At 71.3% G+C, this 17,083-nt stretch carries 13 protein-coding genes; 6 read left to right on the top strand and 7 right to left on the bottom strand.

Annotated features, from left to right (window positions below; all coding sequences use genetic code 11):
* Positions 1–38 precede the first annotated feature (38 nt).
* From SA2016_RS09695 to SA2016_RS09680, 4 genes are all read right to left on the bottom strand, one after another.
* Positions 39–704 carry a lysophospholipid acyltransferase family protein gene (locus tag SA2016_RS09695; RefSeq protein ID WP_066497628.1) on the bottom strand — a complete coding sequence of 222 codons (666 nt, stop codon included), beginning with the start codon at positions 702–704 and terminating at the stop codon, positions 39–41.
* The gene (locus tag SA2016_RS09690) at positions 698–1,396 is read right to left on the bottom strand and encodes an HAD hydrolase-like protein (RefSeq protein ID WP_229710677.1); all 699 of its coding nucleotides are present in this window, start codon (positions 1,394–1,396) and stop codon (positions 698–700) included. The genes SA2016_RS09695 and SA2016_RS09690 overlap by 7 nt, the downstream gene beginning before the upstream one ends.
* Positions 1,397–1,511: 115 nt before the next feature.
* Complete coding sequence (uvrA, locus tag SA2016_RS09685; protein ID WP_084249753.1) at positions 1,512–4,373, bottom strand: excinuclease ABC subunit UvrA; 2,862 nt, start codon at positions 4,371–4,373, stop codon at positions 1,512–1,514.
* 166 nt (positions 4,374–4,539) lie between these two features.
* Positions 4,540–4,932, bottom strand: coding sequence for a GntR family transcriptional regulator (locus tag SA2016_RS09680; protein ID WP_066497626.1), 393 nt, complete (start codon positions 4,930–4,932; stop codon positions 4,540–4,542).
* 36 nt (positions 4,933–4,968) lie between these two features.
* Between SA2016_RS09680 and SA2016_RS09675 the strand changes: the two genes are divergently transcribed.
* Together SA2016_RS09675 and SA2016_RS09670 are read left to right on the top strand one after the other, a co-directional pair.
* Entirely contained in the window at positions 4,969–5,619 is a 651-nt protein-coding gene (locus tag SA2016_RS09675; RefSeq protein WP_066497625.1) for an MBL fold metallo-hydrolase, read from the top strand.
* Between the two features lie 5 nt (positions 5,620–5,624).
* Complete coding sequence (locus SA2016_RS09670) at positions 5,625–6,593, top strand: amidohydrolase family protein (RefSeq protein WP_306505430.1); 969 nt, start codon at positions 5,625–5,627, stop codon at positions 6,591–6,593.
* Here the strand turns inward: SA2016_RS09670 and SA2016_RS09665 are convergent.
* The gene (locus tag SA2016_RS09665; RefSeq protein ID WP_066497624.1) at positions 6,532–7,338 is read right to left on the bottom strand and encodes a trans-aconitate 2-methyltransferase; all 807 of its coding nucleotides are present in this window, start codon (positions 7,336–7,338) and stop codon (positions 6,532–6,534) included. The two genes, SA2016_RS09670 and SA2016_RS09665, sit on opposite strands and share 62 nt — an antisense overlap.
* 34 nt (positions 7,339–7,372) lie before the next feature.
* Between SA2016_RS09665 and SA2016_RS09660 the strand changes: the two genes are divergently transcribed.
* The 4 genes from SA2016_RS09660 to SA2016_RS09645 all read left to right on the top strand — a co-directional run bounded on the left by SA2016_RS09660 (position 7,373) and on the right by SA2016_RS09645 (position 13,402).
* Positions 7,373–9,934 (top strand): DEAD/DEAH box helicase, encoded by a 2,562-nt coding sequence (locus SA2016_RS09660; protein WP_066497623.1) that lies wholly within the window; start codon positions 7,373–7,375, stop codon positions 9,932–9,934.
* 10 nt (positions 9,935–9,944) lie between these two features.
* Positions 9,945–10,466, top strand: a complete 522-nt coding sequence (locus tag SA2016_RS09655) for a GNAT family N-acetyltransferase (RefSeq protein WP_066497622.1) — start codon at positions 9,945–9,947, stop codon at positions 10,464–10,466.
* 86 nt (positions 10,467–10,552) lie between these two features.
* Complete coding sequence (locus SA2016_RS09650) at positions 10,553–11,827, top strand: alpha/beta fold hydrolase (RefSeq protein WP_229710680.1); 1,275 nt, start codon at positions 10,553–10,555, stop codon at positions 11,825–11,827.
* A gap of 45 nt (positions 11,828–11,872) precedes the next feature.
* Positions 11,873–13,402, top strand: coding sequence for an HNH endonuclease signature motif containing protein (locus SA2016_RS09645; protein ID WP_066497621.1), 1,530 nt, complete (start codon positions 11,873–11,875; stop codon positions 13,400–13,402).
* Positions 13,403–13,563: 161 nt separating this feature from the next.
* On the opposite strand, the gene SA2016_RS09640 is transcribed toward SA2016_RS09645, so the two are convergent.
* Both SA2016_RS09640 and uvrB read right to left on the bottom strand, forming a co-directional pair.
* A complete protein-coding gene (locus SA2016_RS09640; protein ID WP_066497620.1) occupies positions 13,564–14,928 on the bottom strand; it encodes an MFS transporter in 1,365 nt (454 codons plus the stop codon).
* Positions 14,921–17,029, bottom strand: coding sequence for an excinuclease ABC subunit UvrB (uvrB, locus tag SA2016_RS09635; RefSeq protein WP_066497618.1), 2,109 nt, complete (start codon positions 17,027–17,029; stop codon positions 14,921–14,923). The genes SA2016_RS09640 and uvrB overlap by 8 nt, the downstream gene beginning before the upstream one ends.
* Positions 17,030–17,083: the final 54 nt, after the last annotated feature.

The following is a 17,083-nucleotide window of genomic DNA, read 5'->3' as shown; positions in this document are numbered from 1 at the left end:
CCGTCCGCGGCGACGGCCCTCGGGCCCCGCCGCCGGCGCTAGTGCGAGGGCGGCTTGTTGTAGCCGGCCGCCCGCTCCTGCCCGGTGAGGGCCGCGATGGCATCCATGATCCGGTCGGTGGCCTCGCGCCGGAGCGGGAGCGAGTGGTCCGGGCCGGTCTTCTCGAACCACAGCGGCTCGCCCACGCGCATCTCGAAGTGCTGGGGCCTGATGGAGTTCGTGTCGGCGGGCTGGAGGTTCTCCGTGCCGACGAGCCCGACGGGGACCACGGGGGCACCGGTGGTGAGCGCCAGCCAGCCGACGCCGGTCCGGCCGCGGTAGAGCAGGCCGTCGCGGGAGCGGGTCCCCTCAGGGTAGATCCCGATCCCCTTGCCCTCATCGAGGATGTCGAGCAGCGTCTTGAGGGCTGCCACGCTTGCGGCCTGCTCGCCGCGCTCCACGGGGATGGACCCTACGCCTTCGAAGAAGGCCTTCATGAGCTTGCCCTTGACGCCCTTGCCGGTGAAGTACTCGGCCTTCGCGAAGAACGCGACGCCGCGGGGCATGAGCGCCTGGATGATCACGGAGTCGAGGAACGAGAGGTGGTTCGAGGCGACGATGAAGGGGCCGCTCTCGGGCACGTTCTCGAGCCCTGTCAGGGTGGGACGGCAGAGGCCGCCGATCAGGCCGCGGATGCTCTGCCGGGTCATGGAGTAGATCAGCATGCTGCGGCCTCCGGTGCGCGGTGGAGCACGACGTCGATGGCGCGCCCGAGCTCGTCTGCGTCGCCGACGGCGGCGGCCAGGTCGAGGGACGCGAACTCGCCCGCGGGCGCGAAGCCCCACCGCACGCCGATGCAGGGGAGCCCGTTCGCCGCGGCACCGGCGGCGTCGTGCCGCCGGTCTCCGATCATGACCGAGCGCTCGGCCCGGCCGTGGTTCGTCATGAGGGCGGCGCGGACGATCCCCGCCTTCCCGTCCTGGGCAGGCGGCAGCGTCTCGTCGTCGGGGGCGCCGTGGATGCTGTGGAAGTGGACGTCGAGTCCGTGGGTGCGCAGGAGGCGATCGGCGAGGTTCTGCGGCTTCTGGGTCGCGACGGCGAGGTGCACCCCCTCGGCCCGGAGGCGGCCGAGCAGCTCGGGGATGCCCGGGTAGGGCCGGCTCTCGGCCATCCCGTGCGAGATGTAGCGCTGGCGGTAGGTGTGCACGACCGCCGAGAGCGTCTCCTCGGGCACGTCTGCGAGCCGGTGCAGCGACTCGAGGAGCGGTGGTCCCACCATGCTCGAGAGCGTCTCGCCGTCGGGGACGGGCAGTCCGTGGGCCTGCAGGGCGAACGCGATGCCGCCGGTGATGCTCCCCGCCGGGTCGATGAGGGTTCCGTCCAGATCGAAGATCGCGAGCGCGGGGCTGTCAGTCACCGGGACAGTCTCGCACATCGCCCGCGCGGGACCGAAACGGACACGGGCAGGGCATGAACGCCGCGGCATGGATCGGTCGATCCATGCCGCGGCGCTCATGTTCGGGCGGGTGGGGCTACCCTTCGCTGCCGAGGATCTCTGCGAGGAACATGCCCGTGTAGCTGCCCTCCGCCCGCGAGACCTGCTCGGGCGTTCCGGTAGCCACGATCCGGCCGCCGCCGGAGCCGCCGTTCGGGCCGAGGTCGATGATCCAGTCCGCGCTCTTGATCACGTCGAGGTTGTGCTCGATGGTGATCACGGTGTTGCCCTTCTCGACCAGGGACTGCAGGACGAGGAGCAGCTTGCGGATGTCCTCGAAGTGCAGGCCGGTGGTCGGCTCGTCCAGGACGTAGGCACTGCGGCCGTTGGAGCGCTTCTGGAGCTCCGCGGCGAGCTTGACGCGCTGGGCCTCCCCGCCGGACAGGGTGGTGGCCGGCTGCCCGAGCCGGACGTAGCCGAGGCCCACGTCGACGAGGGTGTTCAGGTGCCGGGCGATCGGGCTGAACGCGGCGAAGAACTCGGCCGCCTCGTCGATCGGCATGCTCAGCACGTCCGCGATCGTCTTGCCCTTGTAGTGCACCTCGAGGGTCTCGCGGTTGTAGCGAGCCCCGTGGCACACCTCGCAGGGGACGTACACGTCCGGGAGGAAGTTCATCTCGATCTTGAGCGTGCCGTCACCGCTGCACGCCTCGCAGCGGCCGCCCTTGACGTTGAACGAGAAGCGGCCGGGCATGTAGCCGCGGACCTTCGCCTCGTTCGTCTCGGCGAAGAGCTTGCGGATGTGGTCGAACACCCCGGTGTAGGTCGCCGGGTTGGACCGCGGAGTGCGTCCGATCGGGCTCTGGTCGACGTGGATGACCTTGTCGAGGTGCTCGAGGCCCTCGATGCGCGTGTGGCGGCCCGCCACCTGCTTGGCACCGTTCAGGCGGTTCGCGAGCACCTTGTACAGGATGTCGTTGACCAGCGTGGACTTCCCGGAGCCGCTCACGCCGGTCACGGCGGTGAGCACCCCGAGGGGGAAGGTCACGTCGACGCCCTGCAGGTTGTGCTCGCGGGCCCCGACGATCTTGAGCTGGCGCTTGCGGTCCACCTTGCGGCGCTTGGCGGGCACCTCGATGGAACGCCGCCCCGACAGGTAGTCACCCGTGAGCGAGGCGGTGTTCGCCTTGAGGTCCTCGAGCGTGCCCGAGTGGACGACCTCTCCCCCGTGCTCGCCCGCGCCCGGACCGATGTCGACGATCCAGTCGGCCTCATGGATGGTGTCCTCGTCGTGCTCGACGACGATGAGCGTGTTGCCGAGGTCGCGCAGGCGGGTGAGGGTCTCGATCAGGCGGCGGTTGTCGCGCTGGTGCAGCCCGATGCTCGGCTCGTCCAGGACGTACAGGACGCCGACGAGGCCGGAGCCGATCTGGGTCGCGAGCCTGATCCGCTGGGCCTCGCCACCGGAGAGCGTCCCGGCCGCCCGCTCGAGGTTGAGGTACTCGAGGCCCACATCGAGCAGGAAGCGCAGGCGCGCGTCGATCTCCTTGAGGACCTGCGCGGCGATCTGCTCCTCGCGGCGCGTGAGCTCGAGCGTGGCCAGGAAGGTCCTCGCCTCCTGCAGCGGCAGCCTGCTGACGTCCGCGATGGAGCGGCCGCCGACCAGGACCGAGAGCGAGGCGGGGTTCAGGCGCGCGCCGCCGCACTCGGGGCACGGGATCTCCCGCATGTACTCCTCGTACCGGTCGCGGGCGGAGTCCGACTCGGTCTCGAGGTGCTTGCGCTGGATGTAGGCGATCGCGCCCTCGAACCCGGTGCTGTACTTGCGCTCGCGGCCGAACCGGTTGCGGTACTGGACGACGACCTTGTGGTCCTTGCCGTACAGCACCGCGTCCCGGGCGTACTCCGGGAGGCTGTGCCACGGGGTGGTCATCGAGAACCCGAGGTCGTCGGCGAGGCCCGCGAGGAGCCGAGTCCAGTACTCCTGGGTCGCGGTTCCGAGCGACCAGGGGGCGATGACGCCCTCGGAGAGGCTCAGCTGGGTGTCGGGCACGACGAGGTCGACGTCCACCTCGAGCTTCGTGCCGATGCCGGTGCACGCCGGGCACGCGCCGAACGGGTTGTTGAAGGAGAAGGACCGCGGCTCGATCTCGTCGATCGCGAGGGGGTGCTCGTTCGGGCACGCAAGGTGCTCCGAGAACGCCCGCAGCCGCACGTCGTCGTCCTCGTCGAGGTCCACGAAGTCCGCGAGGACCCGCCCCTCGGCGAGGCCGAGCGCCGTCTCCACCGAATCGGCGAGGCGCTGGCGGATCCCCTCCTTCACCACGAGCCGGTCGACGACGACCTCGATGGTGTGCTTGAACTGCTTGCCGAGCTTGGGCGGCTCGGAGAGCTGTACGAGCGAGCCGTCGACCCTGGCCCGGGAGTAGCCCTTGGCGGCGAGCTCCTTGAACAGGTCCACGAACTCGCCCTTGCGGCCCCGTACCACCGGGGCGAGCAGCTGGAAGCGGGTGCCCTCCGGCATCTCGAGGAGCTGGTCGACGATCTGCTGCGGGGTCTGGCGGGTCACCGGCTCATGGCAGATCGGGCAGTGCGGGCGGCCCACGCGCGCCCAGAGGAGGCGCATGTAGTCGTAGATCTCGGTGATTGTGCCCACGGTCGAGCGCGGGTTCTTGCTCGTGGACTTCTGGTCGATCGAGACGGCCGGGGAGAGGCCCTCGATGAAGTCGACATCGGGCTTGTCCACCTGGCCGAGGAACTGGCGGGCGTAGGCCGAGAGGGACTCGACGTACCGGCGCTGGCCCTCCGCGAAGATCGTGTCGAACGCGAGCGAGGACTTCCCCGAACCCGAGAGCCCGGTGAAGACGATCATCGCGTCGCGCGGCAGGTCCAGGTCGACGTTGCGGAGGTTGTGCTCGCGCGCCCCCTTGACGACGAGGCGGGACTGGTCGTGCGGCATCAGGGTGTCCTGGAGCACGGCTGCGGCCGTGGCCGGCCCCGGCCGCTCGCCATCCAGGACGTTCTCCTGCTCGGACGTGGACTCGTTGAGTGTGGGCAGACTCTGCACCTGTCTATGCTAGTGGACAGGATCGAAATTCGAAAATGTCTTCGATGTGACCTTGGGCTCACCCGGCCTGCGGACGCTCCCGGGCGTACGCCGCGGTCACGAGGGCCACGGCCTCCTCGAGCGAGCACCCCCGGGCCGCCGCGGCGCCGGCGAACGCCGCCGCAGCCGCCGCCAGCTCCGAGTCGCGCTGGTCCCTGGGGGCCACCGTGGTGCCGGCGCGCCCGGCCGTCGCGAGGACGCCCGCCTCCTCGAGCTCGCGGTAGGCGCGCGCCACGGTGTGGGGCGCGACCCCCAGCTCCTCCGCGAGCGCCCGCACCGACGGCAGCTTCGCGCCGACTTCCAGGCTCCCGCTCTCAACGAGCTCCAGGATGCGCCGCCGAAGCTGCTCGAAGAGCGGCACTGCCAGCTCCGCGTTCGGGCGCCAGCGCCCCGGGAAATCACCCACTGCCATTGGCCCAGCGTAACCAAGCCGCCTAGGGTGGCGTCCATGAGCACCCTCGTGAAAGACCTCGGGCGCGTCACGGTGCGCCGGATCTCCGTGAGCGACATGGACAACAACGTCTACCTCATCACCTCCAAGTCCTCGGGGGCACAGGTCCTCATCGATGCCGCCGACGACCTTCCGGCCATCCGCGCGCTGCTCGCCGAGGGCGCGGCCGACGCGCACGCCCCGGCGAAGCTCGCCCTGATCGCGACGACGCACCAGCACTGGGACCACGTCCGGGCGCTCGAGGGGCTCGTCGAGGAGACGGGCGCACCGGTCGCCGCGGGCCGGCAGGATGTCTCCGGCATCCCGGCGCCCGTGGGGATGGTCCTCGACCACGGCGACGTGGGCACCTTCGACGGGTTCGAGCTCACCGCCGTCCACCTGCGCGGGCACACGCCCGGATCGATTGCCTACGTGCTGTCCGAGCCCGATTCCGCGCCCCTCATCTTCTCCGGCGACTCCCTCTTCCCCGGGGGCGTCGGCAACACCCAGAAGGACCGCGACCGCTTCGCGCTGCTCTACGGCGACGTCGTCGAGCGTCTCTTCGGCGCCTACCCGGACGAGTCCGAGGTCCACCCCGGGCACGGCAGGCCCACCACGCTCGGGGCAGAGCGCCCGCACCTCGCCGAGTGGAAGGAGCGGGGCTGGTAGCCGACGTGCGGACCACTGCCGGCCCGGCCTCGGACGCCGAGATCCCCGCCTACCTGGAACGCCTCGGCATCCCGGCGCTCGCGGACATCCACGTGCACTTCCTCCCGTCGGCCATGCTGGAGAAGGTCTGGGCCTACTTCGACGCGGCGGAGGACCGGTACGGCTGGCCGTGGCCCATCGCCTACCGCGTCAGCGAGGAGGAACGGCTGCGGCTCGCGCGCAGCTTCGGCCTCGCGGCGATCCCCGCGCTCACGTATCCCCACAAGCCGGGCATGGCCGCCTGGCTCAACGCCTGGTGCGCCGAGTTCGCCCGGCGGGTCCCCGACGCGGTCCACTGCGGCACGATGTACCCGGAACCCGACGCCGCCGACTACGTCGGGCACGCCCTGGCCTCGGGGGCACGCCTCTTCAAGGTCCACCTGCAGGTGGGCGGGTTCGGCCCGGACGATCCGCTGCTCGAGCCGGCGTGGGCCCTGCTCGAGGACGCCGCCGTCCCCGTGGTCATGCACGCCGGGTCCAAGCCGCTCCCCGGGCAGTTCACCGGCCCGCAGCGGGTCCGGGCCCTCCTGGACCTCCACCCCCGGCTCACCCTGGTGATCGCGCACCTCGGCATGCCCGAGTACTGGGAGTTCGCCGACCTCGCCGCGGCGTACCCGAACGTGCACCTCGACACCACCATGTCGGCGACCGACTTCACCGAGCGGTTCGCGCCCCTGCCGGACGGCTTCCCTGGCCGCCTCGCGGAGTTGGCGGACCGCGTGGTCCTCGGCTCGGACTTCCCGAACATCCCGTACCCCCCTACGCCCACCAGCTCGCCGCGCTCGCGCGGCTCGGCCTCGGCGACGAGTGGATGCGCAAGGTCCTGTGGCACAACGGGGCCCGGCTCCTCGGCCTCGAGGAGCCGGCCGCGGGCTAGGCCCGCTCCGGCTTGCGCCCCACGCAGAAGATCCGGCGGAAGGGGTAGACGGTCGTGAGGACTCCGTCCCGTTCGGCGGACGGGTATGCGTCGTAGAGGAGCTGGTTGTACTGCTCCTCGAACTGGGCGGCCTCAGCGGGAGAGAGGGCGTCGAGCACGGGGCGCAGACCCGTTCCGCGCACCCAGGTGAGGACGGCGTCCTCCCCGGTGAGGACCTGGCAGTACGTGGTCTCCCAGACATCGGCGTCCCAGCCGGCGTCGAGCAGGAGCTCGAGGTAGGCGCGCGGCTCGGACACGGGGTCGGTGTGGCGGAGGACGCCGCGCAGCCGGTGGTCCCACTGGGAGGACTCGGCGAGCTCGCGCATGAGGGCATGGGAGGGGGCCGAGAAGTTGCCCGGCACCTGGACCGCCAGCCACGCCCCGGGGGCGAGCTGCTCGAGCCAGCGGCCCATGAGGCCCTGGTGCCCGGGCACCCACTGGAGGGCAGCGTTCGAGACGACCACGTCGACGTCGTCCTCCGGCTCCCAATGGAGGATGTCACCGTGCCGGAACGAGAGCCGGTCGCGACCGGCGAACCGCGAGCGGGCGGCGTCGAGCATCTCCTCCGAGCTGTCCAGCCCCTCCACGAGGGCGCCCGGCCAGCGCTCGGCCAGCGTGGCGGTGAGCTCCCCCGGGCCGCAGCCGAGGTCGACGACGCGGCGGGGCGCCTCGGCGGCGATGCGTCCGGTGAGGTCGTAGAACGGCCGCGACCGATGGTCCCCGAACGCGGTGTAGAGGGCCGGGTCCCACGTGGGCGAACTCATGGGACCACGCTAATCCGGATAGTCTGGGGGCGCCATGCGACTCGACACCCTGATCCCCGCGCCGTCCTCCCCTTCCGACTCCCGAGGGTCCTTGCAGGACGAGGTCTACGACGCGTTCGTCGGCTGGGCCGAGGCCCGCGGACTCTCCCTCTATCCCGCCCAGGACGAGGCGGTGCTCGAGATCGTCTCCGGCTCGAACGTGATCCTGGCGACGCCGACCGGCTCGGGCAAGTCCCTCGTGGCGGTCGCGGCGCACTTCCACGGCCTCGCGACGGGCCAGCGCAGCTACTACACCGCCCCGATCAAGGCGCTCGTGTCGGAGAAGTTCTTCGCGCTGTGCGAGATCTTCGGCGCCGAGAACGTCGGCATGGTCACGGGCGACTCCTCGGTGAACCCCGACGCGCCGATCATCTGCTGCACCGCCGAGATCCTCGCCAACCATGCCCTCCGCCTCGGCGACGCCGCCGAGCTCGGGCCGGTGATCATGGACGAGTTCCACTTCTACTCCGACCCGCAGCGCGGCTGGGCGTGGCAGGTCCCGCTCCTCGAGCTCCCCCAGGCGCAGTTCCTCCTCATGAGCGCCACGCTCGGGGACGTGAGCCGGTTCGAGCGCGAGCTCACCGAGCGCACGGGGCGGACGACGACGGTGGTCGCCCACGCGGAACGGCCCATCCCGCTGCACTACTACTACGAGGAGAAGCCCGTCCACGAGACCCTCGAGGAACTGCTCGCGACGAAGCAGGTCCCCGTCTACGTGGTGCACTTCAGCCAGCTCGAGGCGATCGAGCGGGCACAGCAGCTCATGAGCGTGAACATGTGCACGCGGGAGGAGAAGGACCGGATCGCCGAGCTGATCGCCGGGTTCCGGTTCGCCGCCGGGTTCGGCAAGGCCCTCAACCGCCTCGTCCGGCACGGCATCGGGGTGCACCATGCGGGCATGCTGCCCAAGTACCGCCGCCTCGTCGAGCAGCTCGCGCAGGCGGGCCTGCTCAAGGTCATCTGCGGCACGGACACCCTCGGCGTCGGGATCAACGTGCCCATCCGCACCGTCCTGCTCACCGCCCTGAGCAAGTTCGACGGGACGCGCACCCGCCACCTCAACGCCCGGGAGTTCCACCAGATCGCCGGGCGCGCGGGGCGGGCCGGGTACGACACCGCGGGGACCGTCGTCGTGCAGGCACCCGAGCATGTCGTGGAGAACAACCGGGCCATGGAGAAGGCACGGGCCAAGTTCGGCGACGACGCGCGCAAGCTGCGGCAGGTCGTGAAGAAGAAGCCGCCCGAGGGGTTCGTGTCCTGGGGCCGGCCCACGTTCGAGAAGCTCGTCGAGGCCTCCCCCGAGCCGCTGAGCTCGAGCTTCACCGTGACGCACGCGATGCTCCTGAACCTCATGGCGCGTCCCGGCAATCCCTTCACCGCCGCACACCGGCTCCTCACCGAGAACCACGAGCCCCGGCCCGTCCAGCTGCGCCTCATGCGCCGGGCCCTCGGCATCCTGCGAGAACTCATGGCCGCCGACGTGGTCGAGCGGATTCCCGACGCCGAGCTCACCGCCGAGCAGCGCGCGAGCGGGCACACCCTGCGCCTGACCGTGGACCTGCAGGAGAACTTCGCGCTCAACCAGCCGCTCTCCCCCTTCGCGCTCGCGGCCCTGGACCTCCTGGACCCGGAGTCGCCCTCGTACGCCCTCGACGTCGTCTCCGTGATCGAGGCCACCCTCGAGAAGCCGCGGCAGATCCTCTCGGCCCAGCTCAAGCGCGCCAAGACCGAGGCGGTCGCCGCCATGAAGGCCGAGGGGATGGAGTACACCGAGCGGATGAACGCGCTCGATGCCGTCACCTACCCCGAGCCCCTCAAGGAACTGCTCGAGGCCGCCTTCGAGACGTACCGCCGGCACGCACCCTGGGTGGGCGACTTCGAGCTCGCCCCCAAGTCCGTGGTCCGGGACATGTACGAGCGGGCCATGGACTTCGGCGAGTTCGTCCAGTTCTACGGCCTCGCCCGCAGCGAGGGGATCGTGCTCCGCTACCTGACCGACGCGTTCAAGGCGCTGCGCCAGACCGTCCCGCAGGACGCCCTGCGCGAGGACCTCGAGGACCTCGTCGCGTGGCTCGGCGAGCTGGTGCGCCAGGTCGACTCCTCGCTGCTGGACGAGTGGGAGGAACTCACGAGCGGGAAGGACCTGCACGCCCACGACGCGCCACCCCCTCCCCCGCCGGCGCTCACCGCCAACGTGCGGGCCTTCCGGGTCATGGTCCGCAACGAGCTGTTCCGCCGGGTCGAGCTCTTCGCGGACGAGGACTCCGACGCGCTCGCCGCGCTGGACGGCGACGAAGGGTTCGGGGTCGCCGCGTGGGAGGACGCGCTCGATGCCTACTTCGAGGAGCACGAGGACATCGGCACCGGCCCCGACGCGCGCGGGCCGCAGCTGCTCGTCATCGACGAGCAGCCGGGCGTGTGGCACGTGCGGCAGATCTTCGACGACCCTGCCGGGAACCGCGACTGGGGGTTCTCCGCCGACGTCGACCTCGCCGCGAGCGATGCCGCGGGCAGCGCCGTGATCCGTCTGACCGCGGTGGGCAGGCTCGGGGGCTAAGTTGGAAGGCATGAGCCTTTCCACCACCGCACTGCTCCGGGCCGCCGAGCCTGCCGACGTCCCCGTGATCCTCGACCTCATCCACGAGCTCGCGGTCTACGAGAAGGAGCCGGACGCGGTGAAGAACACCGTGGAGGCGCTCACGGCCCAGCTGTTCGGCGAGAACCCGGCGATCTTCGCCCATGTGATCGAGGAGGACCGCGCCGGCGCCGGCGAGGTCATGGGCTTCGCGCTGTGGTTCCTGAATTACTCGACGTGGGAGGGCACCCACGGGATCTACCTCGAGGACCTCTACGTGCGCCCCGCCGCGCGCGGCCGCGGCTACGGGAAGGCCCTGCTGGCCGAGCTCGCCCGCATCGCCGTGGAGCGCGGCTACGCACGGGTCGAGTGGGCGGTCCTGAAGTGGAATGAGCCCTCGATCGGCTTCTACCGCAGCCTCGGGGCGGTGCCGATGGAGGAATGGGACACGTTCCGCCTCACCGGCGGGGCGCTCGCGGAGTTCGGAGCCTCGGCGGCAGGGTCGGCGGGGTGAGCACGACGCCGGGCGGCCGGTTGCGCACGACGGGTGCGGCGCCGTCGTCCGCCCACCGGATCGTCGGAGCGCACGAGTTCCGCGGGATGCGCACCGTGGAGCACCTCTTCGCGGTGCCGCTCGACCACGGGCGCCCCGACGGCGAGCTCATCGAGGTGTTCGCGCGGGAGTACGTCGCCGCCGCCCACCCCGCCTCCGCCGTGGAGCGGCTGCCCTGGCTCGTCTTCCTCCAGGGCGGTCCCGGCGGCCGCGGCGGCCGGGTGACGAGCCTGAGCGGCTGGATGAAGGCCGCGGCCCAGGACTTCCGCATCCTCATGCTCGACCAGCGCGGCACCGGCCTGTCGACCCCCGCGGACCGGACCACCCTCCCCCGCCGTGGAGGCCCGGCCGCGCAGGCCGCGTACCTCGCGCACTTCAGGGCCGACTCGATCGTCCTCGACTGCGAGGTGATCCGGCGCGAGCTCGGGTCCGGGCCCTGGACCGTGTTCGGACAGAGCTTCGGCGGGTTCTGTGCCCTCAGCTATCTGTCCCTCGCCCCGCAGGGCCTCCGGCGCGCGATCATCACCGGCGGACTCGCGCCCCTCGACGGCCCGGCGGAGCGCGTCTACCGCGCCACCTACGCACGGGTCGCCGCGCGCAATGCCGAGTACTTCGGCTGGTATCCGGACGACCGGCCGCGGGTGGCCGAGGTGATGGCCCATCTGGACGCGGCGGACGAGCGCCTCCCGTCCGGGGAGCGGCTCACGCCGGAGCGCTTCCAGCTCGTCGGGAGCCTGCTGGGCGGCAACACCCGTGTGGACCAGCTGCACTACCTGCTCGAGGACGCCTTCACCCTCGGCACGGACGGTCCGCACCTCTCCGACGGGTTCCTGGCCCAGGTGCACACCCTCGTGACGCGGGCCCCGAACCAGCTCTACGCCGTGCTCCACGAGGCCATCTACGCCCAGGGCGAGGCCACCGACTGGGCCGCGTGGCGGGTCCTGGACGAGCACCCCGAGTTCCGGCCCGACGCCGCCGAGCCCCTGCTGCTCGGCGAGATGGTCATGCCGTGGTACTTCGAGCAGGACCCCGCGCTCGTGCCGCTCGCCGAGACCGCGCGCCTCCTGGCCGAGACGGCGGACTGGGGGCCGCTGTACGATCCGGGCCGCCTCGCGGCGAACGAGGTGCCGGTCGCCGCGGCCGTCTACCGCGACGACATCTTCGTGGACCGCGGCCTCTCCCTCGAGACGGCCGGCCGGGTGCGGGGGCTCAACATCTGGGAGACCGGCGACTTCCACCACGACGGGATCTCGGACGACGGCGAGGGCATCTTCGCGCGCCTCCTGGCGATGGCCGACCCGGACCGCGCGCCCGGCGGCTGACGGGGGGGTGCGAGAACTGTCGGACCCCTGTGATGGGATCAGTGCATGGGGGAATACCGCGGTTCGGCGCACGACGGCGAGTGGTCGCCGTCGGCGGACGGCGCGCCGTGGGCTGTCCCCACGGAGGAGGCCGGGGACGCTCCGCTGAGCTGGGTGGAGGCGTGGGACCCCGCTGCAGCCGACGCGGAGCCCCTGAGCGAGCCCGCGCGTCGGGCGGCCGAGCGGCTCTTCCGGGTCGACTCGCTCGTGGGCGGGCTCTCGGTGTGCCGGGCGATGGAGTCCCAGCTGCACGCCGACCGGGCCAAGGGCATCCGGCGGATCGCCGTGCTGCTGGGCGCCGAATCGGCGGATCCGATGGAACGGCTTGAGGCCCCTTCGCTCACCGCGGCCGAGGTCGCCGCCGAGCTGTCCCTGCCCGCACGCGCCGCCCGGGCACTGGTCGCCGAGTGCCTCGCCCTGACCGAGCCCATGGCTGCCCCTGTGCTGGCCGGGCTCGAGGATGGCCGGCTCGACCGGGAGCGGGCTCGGACAGTCCTGGGCGCGGCGGGCTCGGTGCCCGAAGCAGCGGCCGCGGAGTTCATCGGGCGGGCCGTCCGCCTCGCCTCGGCGGAGCGCTCGCCGGGCGGGGCTGCGGCCCACTGTGCGGTGCGGCCATCGGTGCCCGCGCTCCGCCGTTCCCTGCGGCGGCTCGCCGAGGAATACTCCGCCGACACCCTCGCTGTGCGGTCGCGTGCGGCACGCGACCATCGCCGTGTCGAGATCGATCCCTGCGACGACGGGATGTGCTGCCTCACCGCGTATCTTCCGCTCGCCGACGGCGCCATGATCGACACGCGGCTGCAGGCCATCGCCCGTGCACAGGCCGCCGACGACCCCCGCACCACGGCCCAGAAGCGCGTGGACGCGTTCACGGGCCTCCTCCTGGCGCCGGTGTCGGGACGCGGCAGGGCGTCCATGGATACGGCGGCGGAGAGGCCGGGGGGCATGGGCGAGCCACGTGGCGGCGTCCGCACGGAGATCGTCGTGACCATCCCGTACGGCACCGTGCTGCCCGCCCCCGGTCCCGCCGCACCCGGCCCCGACGCGCTCGGTTCCACGGCCGCTGGGCTGAATCTCGCGGAAGCCCCCGCCGAGATCCAGGGCTACGGGCTCGTCGATGCCGAGACGGCGCGGTCGCTGGCGGCCCACGCGGCCACCTGGGTGGGCGCTGTCGTCGACCCGGACTCCGGCGTCCCCTTGGCGCTCGGCCACACCCGCTACACGCCCCCAGCCGCGCTGCGCCGCTACCTCGCGTTCAGAGACACTGGCTGCACGTTCCCCGGGTGCGACGCCCCGCACCCCCGCACAGAGGCAGACCATATCCATGAGTGGTCACGCGGCGGCAGCACGGGTTCGGACAACCTCGCCCTTCTCTGCCCCGAGCACCACCGCATCAAGACGCTCGGGCACTGGAGAGCGGAGCACGACGCCGCGGCGGGCACCACGGTGTGGACCTCGCGCCTCGGCCGCACCCATGTCACGCGCGGCACGCCCCTGGCGCCACCACCCCGGCCTCCGCAACCGCCCCCGTTCTGAGCTGCAGGAGGTTCTGAGCTGCAGGAGGCAGAGAGAGCGCTGGCCGGTTCCCACTCCGGAGGCCCCTCGATGAGCTGGCCCGCCCGATGAGCTGGTCCGTCCCCACGAGCCGGTCCGTCAAGGCATGAGCCAGTCCGTCAGGCTATGAGCCAGCCAGTCCGTCAGGCCGGATCGAAGCGTCGGCGCCCCGCCATGGACCGCGTCACGGCAAGTACGAGCACGGCGACGCTGAGGACACCGGCTGCGAGGGCGAGCCCCTCGAACCCGATGAGTGCCATCGCCACCCCGGAGAGCGCACCGCCGGCGGCGCCGGCGAGGCCCATGGCGGTGTCGCTCACACCCTGGGCCTGGACCCGGTGCACGGGCTCGACGCTCTCCGCCAGTAGCGCGGAGCCGGCGATCGTCGCCGCCGACCATCCGAGCCCGAGCAGCACGAGGCCCACGGCAACGGCCGGTGGGCTGGGCGCGCCAACTGCCGCGACAGCGACAGCGAGCACGAGCACCACGTGGCCCCCGGCGAGCACGCGACGGCGCCCATACCGGTCCGAGAGCCAGCCCATGAGCGGCGAGAGCGCATACATCCCGGCGATGTGCAGCGAGATCGTGAAGCCGATGAGCGCGAACGAATCGGTGCTCACGTGGCCCTCGTGCCCCATGGCTGCCATCGGGCCCACCGTGACCTGCTGGAGGTGAAGCGGTGTCATCGACATGACGGAGACCATGACGGCGTGCGCCGCCACGACGCCCAGGACGCCGAGGACGGCGTCGGGTGACGTGCGGATCGCATGCACGCCGCCCCTGAACGCCGCACCCCACGGGGCCCCTGCACGCCCTGCGGCAGCGGGTTCGTGGGCAGCGTCCTGGATCCCGGCGCGGCGGCGGGCTTCGAGCAGCGGATCGGGGCGCAGGCCGACGAGCAGGATCACTGCGGCCAGTGCCATGCCCGTGACCGAGATGACGAACGGCCCGGCGGTCTCGGGCAGGTGGAGGGCCCTGCCGAGGGCGGCGCCCGGCCGGATGAGGTTGGGGCCTGCGACCGCGCCCACGGTGATGGACCACACGACGAGCGAGAGGTCCCGGCCGCGGTGGGCCGCGCCGGCGAGGTCCACCGCTGCGAAGCGCGACTGGAGGTTCACGGCTGACCCCACCCCGAGCAGCGCCCCACCGGCCAGCAGGAGTGCCAGGGACGTGGTGACGGTGGAGAGCACCACGGCGAGCGAGCCTGCCATGGCGAGGACGAGCCCCACGACGAGCGCCCTCCGACGTCCCTTCGCCGCGGCCAGGCCAGCCAACGGGAGGGCGGCGACGGCCGCCGTCAGGGTGAGCACGGTGGTGACAGAGCCTGCCCAGGCGTCGGAGCCGCCGTACTGGACGGCGAGCAGCGACCCGATCGCGAGCGTGGCCCCGTTTCCGAGACCGCTCAGGAGCTGAGCGCTGGCCAGGACGCCGACCGTCCTGCGCTGCATGCGGCGCTGCGCCGTGGAGGGTTCCAGCACGCCGGCCTCAGGCAGGGGTGCCTCACGCATGGCCGGCGGCCTGCATCTGCCGCAGTTCCTTCTTCAGGTCCGCCACCTCGTCCCGGAGCCTGGCCGCGAGCTCGAACTGGAGTTCGGCGGCGGCCCCGTGCATCTGCTCGGTGAGCTGCTCGATGAGCCCGATCAGATCCTCGGCGGGGGCGGCCGCGACCCCGTCCTTGCGGACGGTCTCCTGCCCGGTCGCGACGGCCTTCGCGGCGGAGTACCCGCGCTTGCCCTTGCCGTAGTCGAACTGCTTGATCAGCTTCTCGGTGTCCTGGTCCTCCCGGGCGAGCTGATCGGTGATGTCGGCGATGCGCTTGCGCAGCGGCTGGGGATCGATGCCCCGCTCCTTGTTGAACGCCATCTGGATCTCCCGGCGTCGGTTCGTCTCGTCGATGGCCTGCGCCATGGAGTCGGTGATCCTGTCCGCGTACATGTGGACCTGGCCGGAGACGTTGCGGGCCGCGCGGCCGATCGTCTGGATGAGGGACGTCGCGGAGCGCAGGAAGCCCTCCTTGTCGGCGTCCAGGATGCTCACGAGCGAGACCTCCGGGAGGTCCAGGCCCTCGCGGAGGAGGTTGATGCCCACGAGGACGTCGAAGGTGCCGAGCCGCAGCTCCCGCAGGAGCTCGACGCGCCGGAGCGTGTCGACGTCGGAATGGAGGTACTGGACCTTGACGCCGTGGCCGAGCAGGTACTCCGTGAGGTCCTCGGCCATCCTCTTCGTGAGGGTCGTGACGAGCACGCGCTCGTCCCGCTCGACCCTGTCGCGGATCTCCCCGAGGAGGTCGTCGATCTGCCCCTTCGTGGGCTTGACCACCACCTCGGGGTCCACGAGGCCGGTGGGCCGGATGATCTGCTGCACCACGCCGTCCGCCTTACCGAGCTCGTACTTGCCCGGGGTGGCGGAAAGGTAGATCGTCTGGCCGATCCGCTCGAGGAACTCGTCCCACTTCAGCGGACGGTTGTCCATCGCGGAGGGCAGGCGGAAGCCATGCTCGACCAGAGTGCGCTTGCGCGACATGTCTCCCTCGTACATGGCTCCGATCTGCGGAACGGTCACATGGGACTCGTCGATGACGAGCAGGAAGTCGTCGGGGAAGTAGTCCAGGAGGCAGTGCGGCGCGGTGCCGGGGCCACGGCCGTCGATGTGCCGGGAGTAGTTCTCGATGCCGTTGCAGAACCCCATCTGCTGCATCATCTCGAGGTCGTAGGTGGTGCGCATGCGCAGCCGCTGGGCTTCCACGAGCTTGTTCTGCGACTCGAGCAGCTGCAGCCGCTCGGCGAGCTCGTCCTCGATGCCCTGGATCGCCTTGGCCATCCGCTCGGGTCCGGCGACGTAGTGGCTCGCGGGGAAGACATACATCTCCGTCTCCTCGCGGATCACCTCGCCGGTAAGAGGGTGGAGGGTGTGGATCGACTCGATCTCGTCGCCGAAGAACTCGATCCGCAGCGCCTGCTCCTCGTACATCGGGATGATCTCGACAGTGTCGCCCCGCACGCGGAACGTGCCGCGGTGGAAGTCCATGTCGTTGCGCACGTACTGCATCGCGACGAACCGCCGCAGGAGCGCGTCCCGGTCCATCTCCATCCCGCGCCGCAGGGTGACCATCCCGGCGACGTACTCCTCGGGCGTGCCCAGGCCGTAGATGCACGAGACGGTCGCGACGACGACCACATCGCGGCGCGTGAGCAGCGCGTTCGTCGCCGAGTGGCGCAACCGCTCGACCTCCTCGTTGATCGAGGAGTCCTTCTCGATGTAGGTGTCCGACTGCGGCACGTAGGCCTCGGGCTGGTAGTAGTCGTAGTAGGAGACGAAGTACTCGACGGCGTTGTTGGGCAGGAGCTCGCGGAATTCGTTGGCGAGCTGCGCCGCGAGGGTCTTGTTCTGCACCATCACGAGGGTCGGGCGCTGGAGCTTCTCGATCACCCAGGCTGTCGTGGCGCTCTTGCCGGTGCCGGTGGCGCCGAGGAGCACCACGTCCTTCTCGCCGTTCTGGATGCGTTCGGCGATCTCGGCGATCGCGGTCGGCTGATCACCCGCCGGCTGGTACTCGCTGATCACCTCGAAGGGCGCGACGACGCGGTTGATCTCCTGGGCAAGGCTCATGCTCCCAATCTACGCCGGGCTGCGGACAGCAGGTGTCCGCAGGGCGGCGCGATC

Source organism: Sinomonas atrocyanea (genome assembly GCF_001577305.1).
In the GTDB taxonomy this organism is placed as follows: Bacteria; Actinomycetota; Actinomycetes; order Actinomycetales; family Micrococcaceae; genus Sinomonas; species Sinomonas atrocyanea.
The sequence above is the reverse complement of the archived record's forward strand: the minus strand, read 5'-3'. Positions and strand labels throughout refer to the sequence as shown.

Excerpts from the sequence above, each read along its gene's own strand:
- SA2016_RS09665 (WP_066497624.1), bottom strand. The coding sequence starts at position 7,338 with ATGAGTTCGCCCACGTGGGACCCGGCCCTCTACACCGCGTTCGGGGAC.
- SA2016_RS09645 (WP_066497621.1), top strand. The coding sequence starts at position 11,873 with ATGGGGGAATACCGCGGTTCGGCGCACGACGGCGAGTGGTCGCCGTCG.
- SA2016_RS09680 (WP_066497626.1), bottom strand. The coding sequence starts at position 4,932 with ATGGCAGTGGGTGATTTCCCGGGGCGCTGGCGCCCGAACGCGGAGCTG.
- uvrA (WP_084249753.1), bottom strand. The coding sequence starts at position 4,373 with ATGCCGCACGACCAGTCCCGCCTCGTCGTCAAGGGGGCGCGCGAGCAC.
- SA2016_RS09695 (WP_066497628.1), bottom strand. The coding sequence starts at position 704 with ATGCTGATCTACTCCATGACCCGGCAGAGCATCCGCGGCCTGATCGGC.
- SA2016_RS09660 (WP_066497623.1), top strand. The coding sequence starts at position 7,373 with ATGCGACTCGACACCCTGATCCCCGCGCCGTCCTCCCCTTCCGACTCC.
- SA2016_RS09675 (WP_066497625.1), top strand. The coding sequence starts at position 4,969 with ATGAGCACCCTCGTGAAAGACCTCGGGCGCGTCACGGTGCGCCGGATC.
- SA2016_RS09640 (WP_066497620.1), bottom strand. The coding sequence starts at position 14,928 with ATGCGTGAGGCACCCCTGCCTGAGGCCGGCGTGCTGGAACCCTCCACG.
- uvrB (WP_066497618.1), bottom strand. The coding sequence starts at position 17,029 with ATGAGCCTTGCCCAGGAGATCAACCGCGTCGTCGCGCCCTTCGAGGTG.
- SA2016_RS09650 (WP_229710680.1), top strand. The coding sequence starts at position 10,553 with ATGCGCACCGTGGAGCACCTCTTCGCGGTGCCGCTCGACCACGGGCGC.
- SA2016_RS09655 (WP_066497622.1), top strand. The coding sequence starts at position 9,945 with ATGAGCCTTTCCACCACCGCACTGCTCCGGGCCGCCGAGCCTGCCGAC.